The 16,124-nt window shown below is 40.8% G+C and carries 18 protein-coding genes; 12 read left to right on the forward strand and 6 right to left on the reverse strand.

The window, feature by feature from the left end:
* Window positions 1–81: 81 nt before the first annotated feature.
* The 8 genes from KJS58_RS08315 to KJS58_RS08350 all read left to right on the forward strand — a co-directional run bounded on the left by KJS58_RS08315 (window position 82) and on the right by KJS58_RS08350 (window position 8,358).
* A complete protein-coding gene (locus tag KJS58_RS08315; RefSeq protein WP_213532075.1) occupies window positions 82–1,350 on the forward strand; it encodes a sulfotransferase family protein in 1,269 nt (422 codons plus the stop codon).
* Entirely contained in the window at window positions 1,347–3,278 is a 1,932-nt protein-coding gene (locus KJS58_RS08320) for an asparagine synthase-related protein (protein WP_213532076.1), read from the forward strand. Before KJS58_RS08315 ends, KJS58_RS08320 begins: the two co-directional genes overlap by 4 nt.
* Window positions 3,279–3,338: 60 nt before the next feature.
* The gene (locus tag KJS58_RS08325; protein ID WP_160032898.1) at window positions 3,339–3,482 is read left to right on the forward strand and encodes a paeninodin family lasso peptide; all 144 of its coding nucleotides are present in this window, start codon (window positions 3,339–3,341) and stop codon (window positions 3,480–3,482) included.
* Window positions 3,483–3,664: 182 nt separating this feature from the next.
* Window positions 3,665–4,606 carry a phosphoenolpyruvate carboxykinase (ATP) gene (locus KJS58_RS08330; protein WP_213532077.1) on the forward strand — a complete coding sequence of 314 codons (942 nt, stop codon included), beginning with the start codon at window positions 3,665–3,667 and terminating at the stop codon, window positions 4,604–4,606.
* A complete protein-coding gene (locus KJS58_RS08335; protein ID WP_213532078.1) occupies window positions 4,603–4,896 on the forward strand; it encodes a lasso peptide biosynthesis PqqD family chaperone in 294 nt (97 codons plus the stop codon). Before KJS58_RS08330 ends, KJS58_RS08335 begins: the two co-directional genes overlap by 4 nt.
* A gap of 10 nt (window positions 4,897–4,906) precedes the next feature.
* On the forward strand, window positions 4,907–5,353 hold the full coding sequence (locus KJS58_RS08340) for a lasso peptide biosynthesis B2 protein (RefSeq protein WP_213532079.1): 447 nt from the start codon (window positions 4,907–4,909) through the stop codon (window positions 5,351–5,353).
* Window positions 5,354–5,381: 28 nt separating this feature from the next.
* On the forward strand, window positions 5,382–6,530 hold the full coding sequence (locus KJS58_RS08345) for a nucleotidyltransferase domain-containing protein (RefSeq protein WP_213532080.1): 1,149 nt from the start codon (window positions 5,382–5,384) through the stop codon (window positions 6,528–6,530).
* 37 nt (window positions 6,531–6,567) lie between these two features.
* Window positions 6,568–8,358 (forward strand): ABC transporter ATP-binding protein, encoded by a 1,791-nt coding sequence (locus KJS58_RS08350; protein ID WP_306433065.1) that lies wholly within the window; start codon window positions 6,568–6,570, stop codon window positions 8,356–8,358.
* 42 nt (window positions 8,359–8,400) lie between these two features.
* On the opposite strand, the gene cysC is transcribed toward KJS58_RS08350, so the two are convergent.
* A complete protein-coding gene (gene cysC, locus KJS58_RS08355; RefSeq protein ID WP_249717031.1) occupies window positions 8,401–8,946 on the reverse strand; it encodes an adenylyl-sulfate kinase in 546 nt (181 codons plus the stop codon).
* 164 nt (window positions 8,947–9,110) lie between these two features.
* Here cysC and KJS58_RS08360 point away from each other — a divergent pair, with 164 nt between their 5' ends.
* Together KJS58_RS08360 and pdaA are read left to right on the forward strand one after the other, a co-directional pair.
* Window positions 9,111–9,527 (forward strand): hypothetical protein, encoded by a 417-nt coding sequence (locus KJS58_RS08360; protein ID WP_213532083.1) that lies wholly within the window; start codon window positions 9,111–9,113, stop codon window positions 9,525–9,527.
* 136 nt (window positions 9,528–9,663) lie between these two features.
* Window positions 9,664–10,404: a delta-lactam-biosynthetic de-N-acetylase gene (pdaA, locus tag KJS58_RS08365; protein ID WP_249717097.1), complete on the forward strand. Its 741-nt coding sequence runs from the start codon at window positions 9,664–9,666 to the stop codon at window positions 10,402–10,404.
* 86 nt (window positions 10,405–10,490) lie between these two features.
* Here the strand turns inward: pdaA and KJS58_RS08370 are convergent, their stop codons facing one another.
* Window positions 10,491–11,339 (reverse strand): DegV family protein, encoded by an 849-nt coding sequence (locus KJS58_RS08370; RefSeq protein ID WP_213532084.1) that lies wholly within the window; start codon window positions 11,337–11,339, stop codon window positions 10,491–10,493.
* Window positions 11,340–11,431: 92 nt separating this feature from the next.
* Window positions 11,432–11,860, reverse strand: coding sequence for a hypothetical protein (locus KJS58_RS08375; RefSeq protein ID WP_213532085.1), 429 nt, complete (start codon window positions 11,858–11,860; stop codon window positions 11,432–11,434).
* A 189-nt stretch (window positions 11,861–12,049) separates the two neighbouring features.
* Here KJS58_RS08375 and KJS58_RS08380 point away from each other — a divergent pair, with 189 nt between their 5' ends.
* On the forward strand, window positions 12,050–12,424 hold the full coding sequence (locus KJS58_RS08380; protein ID WP_213532086.1) for a DUF423 domain-containing protein: 375 nt from the start codon (window positions 12,050–12,052) through the stop codon (window positions 12,422–12,424).
* Window positions 12,425–12,467: 43 nt separating this feature from the next.
* On the opposite strand, the gene KJS58_RS08385 is transcribed toward KJS58_RS08380, so the two are convergent.
* On the reverse strand, window positions 12,468–13,028 hold the full coding sequence (locus KJS58_RS08385) for a hypothetical protein (protein WP_213532087.1): 561 nt from the start codon (window positions 13,026–13,028) through the stop codon (window positions 12,468–12,470).
* A gap of 263 nt (window positions 13,029–13,291) precedes the next feature.
* Between KJS58_RS08385 and KJS58_RS08390 the strand changes: the two genes are divergently transcribed.
* Entirely contained in the window at window positions 13,292–13,594 is a 303-nt protein-coding gene (locus tag KJS58_RS08390; protein ID WP_213532088.1) for a YunC family protein, read from the forward strand.
* Between the two features lie 143 nt (window positions 13,595–13,737).
* On the opposite strand, the gene mtnA is transcribed toward KJS58_RS08390, so the two are convergent.
* Together mtnA and mtnK are read right to left on the reverse strand one after the other, a co-directional pair.
* A complete protein-coding gene (gene mtnA / locus KJS58_RS08395) occupies window positions 13,738–14,817 on the reverse strand; it encodes an S-methyl-5-thioribose-1-phosphate isomerase (RefSeq protein WP_213532089.1) in 1,080 nt (359 codons plus the stop codon).
* Complete coding sequence (mtnK, locus tag KJS58_RS08400) at window positions 14,814–16,037, reverse strand: S-methyl-5-thioribose kinase (protein WP_213532090.1); 1,224 nt, start codon at window positions 16,035–16,037, stop codon at window positions 14,814–14,816. The genes mtnA and mtnK overlap by 4 nt, the downstream gene beginning before the upstream one ends.
* Window positions 16,038–16,124: the final 87 nt, after the last annotated feature.

Consider the following 16,124-nt stretch of genomic DNA (forward strand, 5'->3'; position numbering starts at 1 on the left):
TAATGTATCGACAATGTTTTTAACTCTGTTCGCATCTTCAGGATTTTTGTAAGTCTTCTGTCAGAAAGGAGATGCACTTTTTTGAAAGACTTCAAGGACGATCAGCTTATATTTCTGTTATGTACCCCAAGAAGCGGTAGTTCTTTAGCCACAGCTATGATCCAGAATCATCCCGAAGTATATGCTGCTCAAGAAATGTGGTATTTACTCAGTCTAGCTGATCTGAACATTGTTCCATCTCGACCCTATGGCGGTAGCGCCATTGTCAGACAATTCGTTCATGGAATTTTACCGACAGGTGTTTATAATAAAGCAGCCAGAGCATTTGCAACGGAAGTCTATGGTAGCCTTCTAGAACAAAATAGAGCACACTATCTTATCGATAAATCCCCGAGATATTATATATGCCTTGAATTTCTGGATGTGCTTTTCCCCGGATCAAAACGCATAGGTTTATTTCGTAATCCTCTTGCAGTCGCGGCTTCCTACAAAAAAGTAAACCAGCATACGGGTGAACATTTCTCGTTAGTTCATGATTTAAATAAGTCAGAGCCCAGTATGAAGATCGTTGATCTTACTGTTGGCCTTTTCCGTTATTACCATTATTTCAAGTCAAAAAACGTTAATACTTATATTTTAAAATATGAAGATATGGCAAGGAATCCAGCCGATGAATTACGTAAAATATGTCAGTTTACGGGAATTCCTTATCAAGACGGTATGGAGAAATATGGTTCCCCAGTAAGTGAGGCGAAAGCCAATTTGTTCTACAGCATGGGGGTAGGCGATCCTTTTTTACTGCAACATAAGGAAGCACATGCAGACTCGATTGATATTTGGAAAGAACAGCTCACAAGTGAAGAGATTGATGCCTACTGCAGGGTGCTTGGATCGGGGATTTTCACAGCATTAGGTTACGAAGAAGAACTTGCCGAAGCTGAACGCATCACAGGTGAAAAATACTCGGTAGAGCCTGATGTTACTCTTCTTCAGCAGATAGAAAACCATTTTGCAAAAATAAGCGGATATCGCTGGCAGCCTGAGTATGAAATGTTATACAACAAGCCGTTAGCTGTTAGCCCTACACCTCCTTCTATAGATTACGGGTCAGGTATCAAGATAGAAAATGAAGATTACGAGATTGCTCTCACCCAAATCTCTCAGTTGGAAACAAGAGTCAGACTTCTGGAGAATCGACTCACTAAGGCTTACAGGGATAAACAACGGTTGGAATACCAGTTGCAGGAGATCAGAAAGAAAATAAATCAGCTGAAATCTTTACTCCCGTTTGGGAACAAGGTAGCGTCACTCGTACAGGGATACCTAGGCGGAAGGAGAGAGAAATCATGAGTGCAATAACAGGATGTAGATACCATAGCCAGAGTATTCTGCTGGATGAGATGGAACCTGTCATGCGTTCATTTGATTCCTATCCATGGGATCGTATTGATTCCTGGTGTGATGGACATATTTTTATGAGTTGTCATGCACAGTGGGTTACGCCTGAGTCGATTCATGAGCAGCTTCCCTATTATGAGGAAGAAACAGGACTGGCTATTACAGCAGATGCGATTTTGGATAATAGATCAGAGTTGTTTGAAAGGCTGGGAGTTCCCCGCGAAGCAAGAAAAATAGTAACGGACAGTCAATTGATACTTATAGCTTATAAGAAATGGGGGAAGCTCACCCCTAAACAGCTTATTGGAGATTTCGTCTTCATGATCTGGGATGAAAAAAAGAGACAGCTCTTTGGAGCAAGGGATGTATCAGGTCATCGAACCTTCTATTATACTTCAGATTCGGAGCGATTTGCTTTTTGCAGCCGGATTACTCCACTTTTTAAGCTGCCTTTTTTCCGTAAACAGCTGAACGAACATTGGATGGCTGAATTTTTAGCGATTAACGGGATGTATGAATCGTATGACATTCATGCTACCGCCTATCAAAATATAAAACAGATTCCTCCAGCACATAGTATTACTGTTCATTCTGGCGGAATGGTGAGTCTCCACAGATATGAGCAAATCGATCAAGTGGAGACATTATATCTAAAATCGGATGGGGAATACGAAGAAGCTTTTCGTGAGGTAGTAGAGGAAGCAGTGTCCAGTCGTCTCCGAACATTCAAACAGGTAGGAGCTGCACTAAGCGGAGGACTTGATTCCGGAACAATAGCAAGTTTTGCTTCTCCTTTACTGGAGAGACAGGGGAAAACACTTCAAGCGTACAGCTATATTCCGATTTCAGATTTTGTAGACTGGACATCAAGCAGACTCATTGCAGATGAAACTCCTTTTATACGATCTGCGGTGGAGCATATCGGGAATATCCAAGAACATTATATGGATTTTTCTGATAGAAATCCGCTGTCTGAAGTGAATGAGTGGCTCGGTCTTATGGAGATGCCCTATAAATTTTTTGATAATTCTTTTTGGATACGTGGGTTTTATGAACAAGCTCAAAAGGAGAATGTAGGTGTTCTGCTTACAGGCGGAAGAGGCAATTTTACGATCTCCTGGGGGCCGGCTCTAGAGTATTACACTCAGCTTCTACGTAAAGGAAGACTATTTCACTTGGCAAGAGAATTGCAATTATACAGCCGCCAAGCCAAAGTTCCGAGATCAAGATTACTTCCTATGATTGGAAGTAAAGCATTTCCCTCAATTCATAATTTTTTTCATAAAAAGAAAGAAAGAGACGCGGTACCTGAGCTGATCCATCCGGATTTTGCTGAAAAAATGGGGATATACCGCGGCAGTCAGCAGTACATAACAAGTTCAAATACAAACATGATTGATGCAGTTCAAACAAGAAAAGAAAAATTCAGTAATTTATCGATAGCGAATAAAAATGGGGCCACCTCAACGAAACTTTCTCTTCGTTACGGCCTGCTTGAGAGGGACCCTACAAGTGATCCAAGAGTGGTTCGTTTTTGTTTGTCGGTTCCCCTTGAGCAGTATGTCAAAAAAGGTAGAGATCGAGCATTATTACGCAGAGCTATGAATACACGTCTGCCTGATAATGTAAGGTTAAACCAGAGCGTACGCGGTGTTCAACCAGCCGATTGGATTCATCGTATTCGCCCACAGTGGGATGAGTTTAGATCTGAACTTGTAAAAATAAGCAAGGATAGCAGTGTATCAAGCTATTTGAACATTCCTCAAATTGAGAAAGGACTAGCAAAAATCAAGGAACCCCGGCCGGAAATGGCTTGGGATCCCGAGGTTCGATTATTAATGCACAGCCTGATCGTATACCGATTCTTAAATCAGTTCTAGATTACTAGTTACTAATAAGCGCGGCAGGTTGTTCCTCCTGCTAGGAAGGGAGGTGAATGTATGTTGACAGAGAAAAAAGAATGGCAGGTTCCTAGTTTGGAAGTGCTGGATGTAAGCAGCACAAAAGCAGGAAAAGGATATAGACAAATTGATTGGGTAACTGAGCATGATGCCGATCAGTATGATCCAGTTAAACCTAGCTGAGTGGGCGTAAAGCTATCGTACTTATAAGTAAATAGCGTCGGTGTTATCAGTAGAGGAATGAATCTACGATTTCTCTACTGATAATTAACTTGGGGTTTATCAGCTTAGACAATATAAAAGCGAGAGAAGAGGCTTTACCCGAAGCGAAGAGTGGTCACGTTAGGAGTAAGGAGGTTGGTGTGGTGGATAGTGGAAATAAGAAATATCTTTATCAAGCATTTGGTCTTAAGATCTGGAGCGAGATTCCTCTGCCTGAATTAACAGAAGTGAAGATCACTTCTATAGGCGAAGTTGATGTTTATATTGAATTTGCCAAATTAGAGCATATTGCAGAGGAATGGAACATTGCTGGACATAATTTTCAATATCGGGATGAAGCATTACTATTTGAGATCCCTGATCTTGCTCTTTTTGAAGTGTCTTATGGGAGACAAATTACTATTTCACCTAAATACGGAGTAAACATGGCGCGGATAAGGTTATATCTGCTTGGAACTTGTATGGGAGCCATTCTTATGCAGCGCAGGACACTGCCGCTTCATGGGAGTGCGGTTATGATCGGCCAATCTGCTTATGCATTTTTAGGAGATTCAGGAGCAGGGAAATCAACACTCTCAGCAGCGCTAGCAAATCAGGGATATCCCTTGCTTAGTGATGATGTAGTTGCCGTGCATTATACGAAAGGATCTGCTGAGCCTATTGTTTCTCCAGCATATCCACAGCAAAAACTAAACGCATACAGCATGGATATGTTACAAATGGAGTCAGCGGGATACGAAGTCATCATGGATGAATTCAAGTACGCCGTACCTAGAAGAGACCAATTTTATGTAGATGATGTTCCACTTGCAGGTGTGTTTGAACTACTTCCAACACCAGAAAATAACATTACCGTTGAACCGATCTATGCCTTGTCAGGGATTCATCTGCTCCAAGCGCACACCTACCGGCTAGCTTTGATTAAAAGAATGAGTATGCTTCAGTGGCATTTTTCAAGTGTTACCCAGCTTGCTGGAGTACTTCCGATGAAACGGATATTACGTCCTATTGATGGAAGAACAGTACATAATCTAGTCGACACCGTGTTACAAACGGTAAATAAAGGAGTGAGTCAATCGATATGACAGACAATGTGGTTTTGTTAACTGAGACTTACATTCAAGAAGAAGGTTATGTGGTTAGTGATATGAATGGGGATAAAGTCATGATGTCTATTCAGTCCGGTAAATACTATAATCTCGGCAAAACAGGTGGACGAATCTGGGAGCTCTTATCAGAAGGAAACACGATTCCAAATCTAGTACACACGCTCACAACAGAATTCGCGGTATCGACAGATCAATGTGAGAAACACGTCCAAACGTTTATGCAGCATTTATATAAGGAAGGACTCATCAAAATACAAGAAAGCTAGGAAATCAATCATGGGAACTGCTCTTTTTCGGTCTTTTCTCAGACAAGAGCCTGCTTTAAAGCGAATGATCGTAGAAGCATGGTTATATCTGGCCTATGCGAGAGTGCTGAGTTATTTACCATTCGTTAGGATTGCTCCATTTTTAGGCGCTGAACAGCAAGAAACAACCTTTGAAAGACATCCAATAAAAGAAAAAACGGCGCTTCATATTGCCAAAGTGATATACAAGGTTAGTAAACATACCCCGTGGAAAAGCGAATGTATGGTCATTGGCATTGCGGCAATGAAGATGCTGCAAAGACGGAGGATTGCAAGCACACTTTATTTTGGTATTGCAAAGAATGATGATCAGCAGTTAATTGCACACGCTTGGCTTCGGAGTGGGACTTTATACGTAACAGGTGCGGAAGGTATAGAGAAATTCACCGTTGTAAACAAGTTTGCCAAACAATCCTAGCATGTAACAAAAGGGTGGTTTATAGAAAATGAAGAATGAGCAAAATGGTCTGCTAAAACAAGCTTCCACCGTTGAATTTCAATTCATGTGTGAGTTGTTGCAGAGAGAAGATCACGGTGAGTCAAATCCATTAGAAGAGCACTTTACTCAAGTTAATTGGGAAAAGTTTATTGAACTTATCATACACCACCGAGTATATCCGCTGATTTTTCCAAAGTTACATCACATCAGCAGCAAGGTTCCTGCTGATGTGATGAAGCAATTAGCACACGGTGTCATGACGAATACCCTATTTATGATGAAGCTCACTGCTGAATTAGAGCGTTTACTCTCCTCGTTAGAGGGGGCTGGCGTCAAGGTTTTGACCTTAAAAGGACCTATTCTTTCGCAAGAATTATATGGGGATCTGGCTCATCGGACATCCAAAGATCTGGACTTGCTTGTGAACTATAATGATGTAGAGGCCACGCTTTCCCTGCTTGAAGGACTGGGTTATATTAAAGAGTATGAACAACCGCATATCCTTGGAAGCTGGAAATGGAAGGACCACCATATTCCTTTGATTCATCCTGCGCTAAAAATACAAGTTGAAATTCATTGGAGTCTGAATCCATCGGGAGCGAAGAATGTACCCTTTACGAAATTATGGGAAAGAAGACGCACGACGACAATTGTCAATCGTGAGGTTTCTTATCTAGGGCAAGAAGATCTATTTGTATATTTAATCAGCCATGGAGCTAGGCACGGATGGTTTCGCCTACGCTGGCTGACTGACATTGACCGTATTATTCGTAATCAGCAGTTAAATGATGATCTAACCTTTTTTATGGATGAACATGAAGCCAAACATTATGCAGGGCAAACTTTTTATCTATGTTCTGAACTCCTGAATACACCGCTGCGGAGTGATATGAAGCTGGTGGCAGAAGAGAAAATATCAGTTAAATGGGCAGCTTATGCTTTTGAACTTATCAATGACGGGAAAATTCCGCATAAAGAAAAGCTAAAATCATATTTACATCATATTAAATCCCCTAAACGACGATTATATATGCTGCTGGGGCGTTTGTATCCGGGTCCTCAGGACGCGGCTTTGTTGCCATTGCCTCGTGTATTGCATTTTTTATATGTACCTTTACGCCCGTTCTTATGGATCTGGCGTCGTGCCAAACCGTGAAGCAGGGAGATAGAATATGAAAGAATTAAAGCTCTACATGAAGAAACTCTACGCCATTACGGGCGGTAAACTGCTTGTAAACGTTATCTGTATGGTCTTAATCAGCATTCTAGAGGGAGCAGGTATTTACATGCTCATCCCGATGCTCGCTGCTATTGGTATTGTTGACACTAGTTTCGGTGGATCACTACCACTAGAATGGTTACAATCTATAATGCAGCATATACCCGCAGACTCTAAGCTTGCAGTGGTTTTGGTTGTGTTTATCAGCATTGTAGCTTTTCAAGCGTTTTTACAACGAAACCAGACGATACTCAGTTCACAAATTCAACAGCATTTTGTACATACGCTTCGTTATGAAACCTATCAGCTTCTTCTTCATTCGAAGTGGGAGCTATTTATGAGTAAGCGTAAATCTGATTTTAGTCATATCTTAACCTCAGAACTCGCGCGTGTTAGTCAGGGCACAACACTTCTTTTACGGCTGACTTCAGCCTCCATTTTTACTATCATTCAAATCGCTTTTGCATTTTGGTTGTCTCCACTGCTAACGTTGATGGTGCTTGGTAGTGCTACCGTGCTATTCTTTCTTCTTCGGCCTTTTGTGCATAAGGCAAAAAAACTTGGAGATCATACCTCGGATTTGTCACAGCAGTATATGACGGAAATCGTAGAACATTTTAATGGGATGAAAGATATAAAAAGCAATGGCCTTGAAGAACAGCATATTCAGGGATTTCGGGCACTGTGTTTACGGATGGAAAAAAACATGGTTGATTTCATTAAACTAAATTCCGCTACCCAGCTCATCTATCAGATTAGTGCGGTCGTTATTATTGCCTTATTTGTATACTCTTCTTTGCATTTGTTCGCGTCTCAAGGAGAGTCAATGCTGCTATTGATCGTCATTTTCTCAAGGTTATGGCCGAGATTCTCGATGATACAAACAAGTATCGAATATATTGTATCAATGATTCCTGCCTTTCGAAGCCTGATGCAGCTGCAGAGCGAATGCGAACAATCGAAAGAAAACATTGATTTGCACGTAGTAAACCAACCACTTCATTCTGATGAAATGCCAATCCTTCTAAATCAAGGTATTCGGTATGAACAGCTCTCTTATCGTTATCCTGGGCAAAAAAAGGATGCCCTTCACGGAATTAATGCTTTTATCCCTGTTAATGGAATGACCGCTGTGGTAGGACGATCAGGAGCAGGGAAAAGTACGTTCATTGATCTTCTAATGGGACTTATAGAGCCGACAGCAGGACGAATTATGCTTGATCAGCTTCCTCTGCAACAAGAACAGCGGGGGCACTGGAGGCAGTCTCTCAGTTATGTTTCACAAGATCCTTTTTTGTTCCATTCGAGTATACGTGATAATCTGCTTCTAGTTAGGCCTTATGCCACAGAAGAAGAGTTATGGGAATCGTTAGAGTTTGCAGCTGCTGGGTTTGTTAAAAAGCTGCCACAAGGGCTAGATACAGTGATTGGAGACCGCGGGTTACGTTTATCTGGGGGAGAACGGCAGCGGATTGTACTGGCAAGAGCAATTTTACGAAATCCTTCTATTCTGGTTTTGGATGAGGCTACAAGCGCCCTGGATAGCCAAAACGAATTGCAAATTCAGGAGGCTTTGGACAGACTGAAAGGATCAATGACGATTATCGTAATCGCTCATCGGTTATCGACCATTCGTAACGCAGATCAAGTGATTGTTCTTGAGGATGGCAAGGTTATGCAGCAAGGAGAGTATGAGGGACTTGCAAGCGATGAGGAAGGTGTATTCGGACAGTTGTTATCCTACCAGACGAGGGTGTCTTTATAATTCAAACGATCACCCTTCGTTAGTAGATTGAAATTTTAGTTTTTATAGCTTGTCCAATTCTTGCAGTAACTTAGCAACGGAATTTTTAATATCCAGAAGCTCGGTATCAATGATGATATCGGGCTTATTTGGTATTTCATAAGGTGCCGAGACACCTGTAAAATGGAGAATTTCTCCTTTTCTTGCCTTGAGGTATAGGCCTTTTGGGTCTCTTGCTTCACATTCCTCAAGTGAACAATTTACATAAACCTCAACAAATTGCCCAGGTTCAAACATTTTTTTTACCATCTGGCGATCTTCTTCATGAGGAGAGATAAAAGCAGCAATTACGAAAAGACCTGCGTCGAGAAAAAGTTTGGAAACCTCGCCTATGCGGCGTAAATTTTCTTTGCGGTCTGCCGGGCTAAAACCAAGATCTTGATTAAGGCCTTTTCGTACCTGATCTCCATCAAGAATATAACACGGATAATCGTGCTCCATTAATACTTCCTTCAGGTGAGTGGCAAGAGTAGTTTTACCTGAGCCTGATAGGCCGGTAAGCCAAATCACTTTTGGATTAGTGAAATTGATTTTTTTTATTGATTCCAAATCAGTAATCCTCCTAAAATAAAATGACGGAACATAACACAAACTTCATTTATTTTTAATTATATCATGAAGAAAGAGGATCATCCGATTTAAACGTTTTATTTCGGGGTAAACATGATCAGTTAAGTCAAAATGTTTAAAAGAAAAATATAGGAGGCACCACCATGAAAGAGAAAAAAGAACCATTACATATAGATGTACAGTTTAAATGTCCAACGTGTACTCAAGAAGTAAAAGTACATTTTGTAGAAGAACAGGTGCTCACCGTTCGCTGTGAGAGTTGCCGACAAGGATATACACTAATGAGACCAACGATTGGTCAGGAAATCTTGTTAGACTGGGAACAAGAGGCATTGTTTCATAAAATGCGTGCCGAAAAAAAAGAACTGGATAACACAGAGATGATGGCTCTACTGATCAAAATTGTGGAACTGCTGACATGGAAGGATGAAGGGCGCGGTCAAATTCAGGCCATTGAAGCAGCACGAAGCTGGTTGTCTCATACCGATAAATCGAATGTTGTCCATGAACTTTTACATATCATTTCTGAGCAAGAAGGGAAGAAGGGGTACCGATTATAACAGTATAAATCTGAATGTTTGACATAAAAAATTGGATTCTTGCTCATATTATCTTAAGTAACATAACTGTGTAGATGATAGGAGCGGATTCATGATGAAAAAGTGGTTTATGGTCAGCATCATGATCATCTTGATCATGACTGGAGCCGGTGTCCACTATATACAGGCTTCCCCTGTGAAAGATGCATATCACTTTGGTTTCAAAAAAAGTAAAGATGGCGGGCTTGCATCCATCAATGAGGAAGGATTTAAAGGAATTCTCGAAAAAAATGAAGCGATATTCCTTGGGGATACCTCACAAAAAGAGTTGTATCTAACGTTTGATAATGGTTATGAGAACGGATATACACCTGCTATTCTAGATGTGCTTAAAGCCAAGAAAGTGCCAGCGTCATTTTTTGTAACAGGGCATTATTTAAAAGATCAGCCTGATCTGGTCAAAAGAATGAGTCTGGAAGGCCATATTGTAGGGAATCACTCCTGGAGTCATCCCGATCTGAGCGTAACACCAGATGCCAAAATTAAAGAAGAACTGGATAAAGTCAAACAGGAAGTGTTTGCTCTAACGGGCAAGGAAATTCCTTATCTTCGTCCGCCACGCGGGATTTTCAGCGAACGTTCTCTTACTGTCAGTAAGAATGAAGGTTATATTAATGTGTTCTGGTCTATTGCTTATAAAGATTGGGATACGAAGGTACAGCATGGTGCTCAGTATGCCTACGATCAAGTGATGAAACAGCTTCATCCAGGTGCAGTGATTTTACTTCATTCAGTGTCTAAGGATAACACAGAGGCCTTAGGACAGATCATTGATGCGGCTAGAGCACAGGGTTATACATTCAAAAGCTTGGATGAACTCAAAACAAAAACATATTAATGTTAATTCATGATTTTTTCAGGTTATCTCAAAATACAAAAAGAAGAAGACCGATTCCATATAGGAACGGTCTTCTTCTTTTAGACTTAAGCTCTTACGTAAACAAGTCCAATCGTTTTAGGTCCACAATGACTTGAAATAACACAACCTGCTGTAGCTATTTCAATATGTTTTGCTTTGGTCTTTTCGTGTAAAGTCTTCTGAATGGCAAGTGCATCTTCTTCGCACATCGAATGTACAACGAAAATGGTATCGTTATCCATCACATCGACATTGCTAAGTGCATTATTCAGCATTTGGTCAATGGCTTTTTCGCGTTTGCCTCTAACTTTATATGCGGGCGTCATCTTTCCATCAACCACCTTGATTACAGGCCTGATTTTGAGAAGACTGCCGATTAAATTTTGCATTCCTGAACAGCGGCCACCCATGTATAGATAATCAAGTGTATCAATGACAAACTCGGTTTCTACTTTTGGTCTCATCTCAGTCAACAGGTCAACAATTTCAGTGATGGTTTTTCCTTGTTCAGCAGCTTGAACTGCTTTCATTACGAGTACACCAATTCCGGATGTTAAGTTAAGTGAATCAAACACAGTAACACTGCCATCTGGAAATTCGCCTGAAGCGATGAGTGCATTTTGATACGTAGAAGAAAGCTCAGATGAAAGGCTAATAAATAAAACTTGATAGCCCTGATCTATGTAAGGACCAAAAGAAGCCATAAAATCAGCAGGAGAAGGTGCTGCCGTTTTTGGAAGACGGCCTTCACGATCTACCCTTGCATACAGCTGTTCGGGGCTAATTTCAACACCATCTTTTAACGATTCATCGCCAAACACGGCATAAAGTGGAACAATACCAACCTCATGTTGCTGGACCCAAGTCTTAGGTAAATCACTGGTGCTGTCCGCAAAAATTTTAATTCGCGACATCTTAATCCCCTTTTTAGAAAAAATTCATTTATAACATACAGTTCTATTATAATGCATATAGACATTTGTAGCAAAAAGATCTGAGGTTATGATCAGATCATACCTAGAATAAAGAAGCCTACAGTAATGAGTAATATGATCCCATGAAAAATCATTCCGGTAATAGGAATGATTTTTTTTCGATTCTTAAGGGATAGGCCAACAATCGCCAAAATCATACCTATTAGATTAAGAAGTAATCCAACAAGGACCAGAACGCCAATTATGATTACATAAATACTCTCAAGCATTGCTTCAGGAGAATTACTCTGTAAAATATCTCTTGCTGCTGCCGGTGATAAAGCAAGAATAGTAATGTAGGTGATAAGAGATAGGATTCCCAATACAAGAGAAGCAATTCCAGGACCTGAGTGTTTCAGCGGAGTTACTGGCGGCTGAAATGTTCCGTAAGGATTATTCACTTCTGTTACCTCTTCTTGTTTTGTGTTATCCCTTTCATGAACCTGCTCGAATTTATCCATCCGTATACTCCTTATTTTCTGTTTTACCATTTAATGTTTCATAAATCTTTCAAAAAAGCAAGAGAAAGGAGAAAATGAGTACAGCTCTGAATGTTGCAGTTTAGTGACAAACCTCACTTTAGATAGCTTAGGGGAAACCAATTGAGGTAAGATAATAGAAAGACAACAGGAACAAGGAGTGAAATGGAAGTGGCAAAAAAGTGGATAGGCATCGGTTCAATTCTAGTCATGCTTTCTGTTATGATTGGTGCATTTGGTGCACATATGTTAGAACCTATCATTGGTGAGGACAAGATTTCAGTATATGAAACAGGTGTTCAGTATCACATGATCCATGCACTCGGCATCATTTTAATTGGAGTTATTGCAAAAGTTTTCGGTGAAGCTAAGTTACTTGTCTGGTCAGCTAGGCTATTATTCATTGGTATTATATTATTCTCTGGAAGTTTATATGCGCTAAGTATAAGTGGTCTTGGTCCATTAGGAGCTATAACTCCTCTCGGCGGTGTGAGTTTTATTGCTGGTTGGATATGTCTAGCGGTTACGACTTTGAAGAAAGTATAAAAAAGAAACGGCTTCTCTCTATTGCTGAGAGAAGCCGTTTCTTTTATACGTATTTTTCGATTTCGGAGGTATGAATAGAGTACACCTGTTTCTCGTCAACGTGATAAATGCTTACTAACTTGGTTCCTTGATCATAATTTAATATACGACAGGGGATGCTTTTTTGCTGTCCCTTGTTGTCTCGAATATGGATTCGGATGAGTCTGCCTGCTTGCATCGCAGAATTAATCCAATCGTCAGAAGGACACATGAATGCAGGTATGGAGTGTTGTTGATTTACAGCTAAGGATTGCTGTCTTTCGGCCAGTTTCGTTGTTTTTGGATAGTTGTTTTGCTTGTTAGGTTCAACTGCTTCTTTAGGAGATAGTTTGTTCGGTGAAGCTGCATTCTGTTCAGTAGAAGGGTACTCGTGTAAAGCTTCTTTGATTTTTGTACCCAGCTCGATGCCGGACTGTATTCGAAAGTCACTGATTCCTTCCGGTTCATTAAGAATTTCAAGCAAAGCTTGCAAGGCAAGGGCATTGGTACGGCTATGAATCATGATATCTACATTAAATAAAAAAGCTTGTTCATGATTTATGTTTGATGATATGGACTTGTTCATGTTTTTAATTACCCCACGCTGCAGATTTCTGTTACAATTTTTGGATATGTATTTCATAACTATATCATTAAAATGCAAGGATGAATAGTACAATAGACATATAAAATTACAAAAGAACGAATAGTAAGATATCAAATTCGGTAGTTTCATAGGTTATAGGACATGTTTTATCAATAATTCGGTGCTCCGCTACTGTCCACACCGTTTGTAAGACCTAGGAATATGATGTCGAGACGTAAAAGCGAAGGGGGTGTTTTACGCAAATGGTAACATTAGAACCGGTTCAAGTTGGAGAATATACCCTTACTGCCGTGGAAGTGAAGTTACCTAAAACGACGCTCATTACTGTTTCGACATCAAAGGGATATATTATGTGCGGAGCGCTCGATGTAGGTTTACTTAATGAGCGTTTGGGGCAGCGACAGATTATTGCAGCTAGAGCAGTAGGGGTTAAAACCATTGCGGAACTGCTGGCAGCACCAATGGAATCTGTAACACATGAAGCCGAAAAACTAGGGATCGTACCTGGTATGACCGGAGTAGAAGCCCTGATTAAAATGATGTGAATAAAGCAGCTGGGTTCTTAGCTCTTCAAAAACAAAGCAGCCCTTTCTAAATGGGGGCTGCTTAACAATATAAATGAGATTAAATCATACTCGCTAACAGAGTGAATCCATTTCATATCTCATAATAACGTTATGAATTAAATTTAAGAGTACAACGCTTTTAAGTTTTGGTCGAAAGGAGCGCGGACGATTCCTTTTTCCGTAATAATAGCGGTTACGTATTCGTTTGGTGTCACATCAAATGCGGGATTAAATACTTTGATTCCTTGGGGAGCAGTACGCTTACCGAACCCTTCAGTCACTTCTTCCGGTGCGCGTTCTTCAATGGGAATATGTGCACCTGTCGGTGTATTCAGGTCAATGGTTGACATCGGACAAGCTACGTAAAATGGAATCCCATGTGCTTTAGCAAGAACAGCAACACTATAAGTACCAATCTTATTCGCAACATCCCCATTAGCAGCTACACGATCGGTACCTACAATAACAGCTTGAATCCAGCCCTTAGACATCACCATTCCAGCCATGTTGTCGGTAATGAGTGTTACATCAATTCCAGCTTGCTGCAGTTCAAAAGCCGTTAAACGAGCACCTTGGAGAACGGGACGCGTCTCATCTGCGAAAATTTTGAGATGAATTCCTTGTTCTTTGGCAAGATACATTGGAGCTGTAGCGGTACCGTATTTTGCTGTTGCTAATCCTCCTGCGTTACAGTGAGTCAGTACGCCCATTCCGTCTTGGAATAAAGGCAAGGCATTTTCACCAATCATTCTGCATACTTCTTCATCCTCTGCGCGGATCGCAATAGCCTCTTGTGTAAGCCCCTCATTTAATGCAGAGATAGAGAGGTAATTAGGGTCCTCGCTAAGTTGTACAGCGGCTGCATACATACGGTCCAGCGCCCAGAATAGATTTACTGCGGTAGGTCTTGATGTCGCGAGATAATCGCATACTTCCTTCACTTTTTCAAGCCAGCCTGCAATATCATCCTTCTGATACTGTCCTGCACCAAGTACCACGCCAAAAGCTGCCGCGATACCGATTGCCGGAGCACCCCGCACTTTCATGGAATGAATGGAATCCCATATCTCTTCCGGAGTATAGAGGTCAAGCATAACAATGGATTCAGGCAGTAGTCTCTGATCGAGAAGTTCAAGGTGATCTCCTCTCCAGTTAAGTGAAATTAATGGATTAAACTCCGTATTCGTGCTGAAATTGCTCATCGTTGTCCTACCTTTCCTTTGCTAGCGTCTGTAACAAGATTCATAAAGTCGTTAATGGATGTAATCCGGCGGTGATTTTTCACCAGGTTTTTGCCAATGGAGAGTGCTTTTCGTTCAGCTTGTTCTCTAATTGTTTCATTGTTAATCGTATCGATATCGGCTACATGCGCAAGTCCGACGATCCGGCGAATCATTTTGCTTCCAGCGAATCCGGCGCTGTCTTGAAGGAGTTTAGTTATATAGAACTCTTGATAGCCTTTGGTACGAGCCATGTAGTCCTGGACATCTTGATTCCATAGATCGCAGAAACTGCTTTCAAATTCAGTCCATACATTCTGAACCATTAGAAGCAGTTCTTCTGCACGTGCGGAGGCGGCAGCTTCATCTGTGATCCATCCTGGTATAGATACATAGTGCAGAAGCAGATTGGCAAGAACGGCACCGATATCAAATCCCATGGGTCCATAATAAGCGAATTCCGGGTCGATTACTTTTGTAGATTCTGATGTAACAAAAATACTGCCTGTATGAAGATCACCATGAAGCAAAGCTTGCGCCTCAGTAAGAAACTTTTCTCTTAAAATCGCAATTTCCAAATGCAACTCGCTATCCGTACGAAGCGCCTCTGCTTCATCCTCAATAGAAGGAGAGTAATTGTTTCGTTCAGATATACGATAAGGCTCTTCAAAAATAAGATCTTCTGTAATCTTACATTGGTCTGGGTTTACGAATTTCTTAACTTTTTCTTTCTTAAGAGATTGATCCATAGCTAAATCGGACGTATAAAAAAGTGTCCGAGCCATAAATTCTCCGATATGTTTGGAAAACAGAGGATAGTGGTTTCCTTCAATTAATCCTTTTCTCATGATGACATGATCACTGAGATCTTCCATGATCGTTAAAGCAAGTTCATCATCATAATAATATACTTGCGGAACAGAGCCAGGGCAGATTCTATACTCTTCCTGTAGTACCTCACGTTCAATTCTTGCGCGGTCTAGCGATAGGGGCCATGATTCACCAACAATTTTGGCATAAGGCAATGCCTGTTTAACGATCACACTGTTGCGGGAATTCGTATCTGTAATATGAAAGACGAGATTCAAATTACCATCACCAATTTCCTGGCAGGTCAGTTTACTGTTTGCATCAAATAGATCCAGTACTTTCTGAGACAGTTGCATTGCTTCATCAAGAGTTAAAGGATGATATGAAGACAAGGTAGGCACCTCCGCTAAAGTATATGATAAAGAATAAAACCAACTTCTTTACTTGGTATATCAGTATATCGGATTACTCTTCAATTT

The organism is Paenibacillus sp. J45TS6 (assembly GCF_018403285.1).
Classification (GTDB): Bacteria; Bacillota; Bacilli; order Paenibacillales; family Paenibacillaceae; genus Paenibacillus.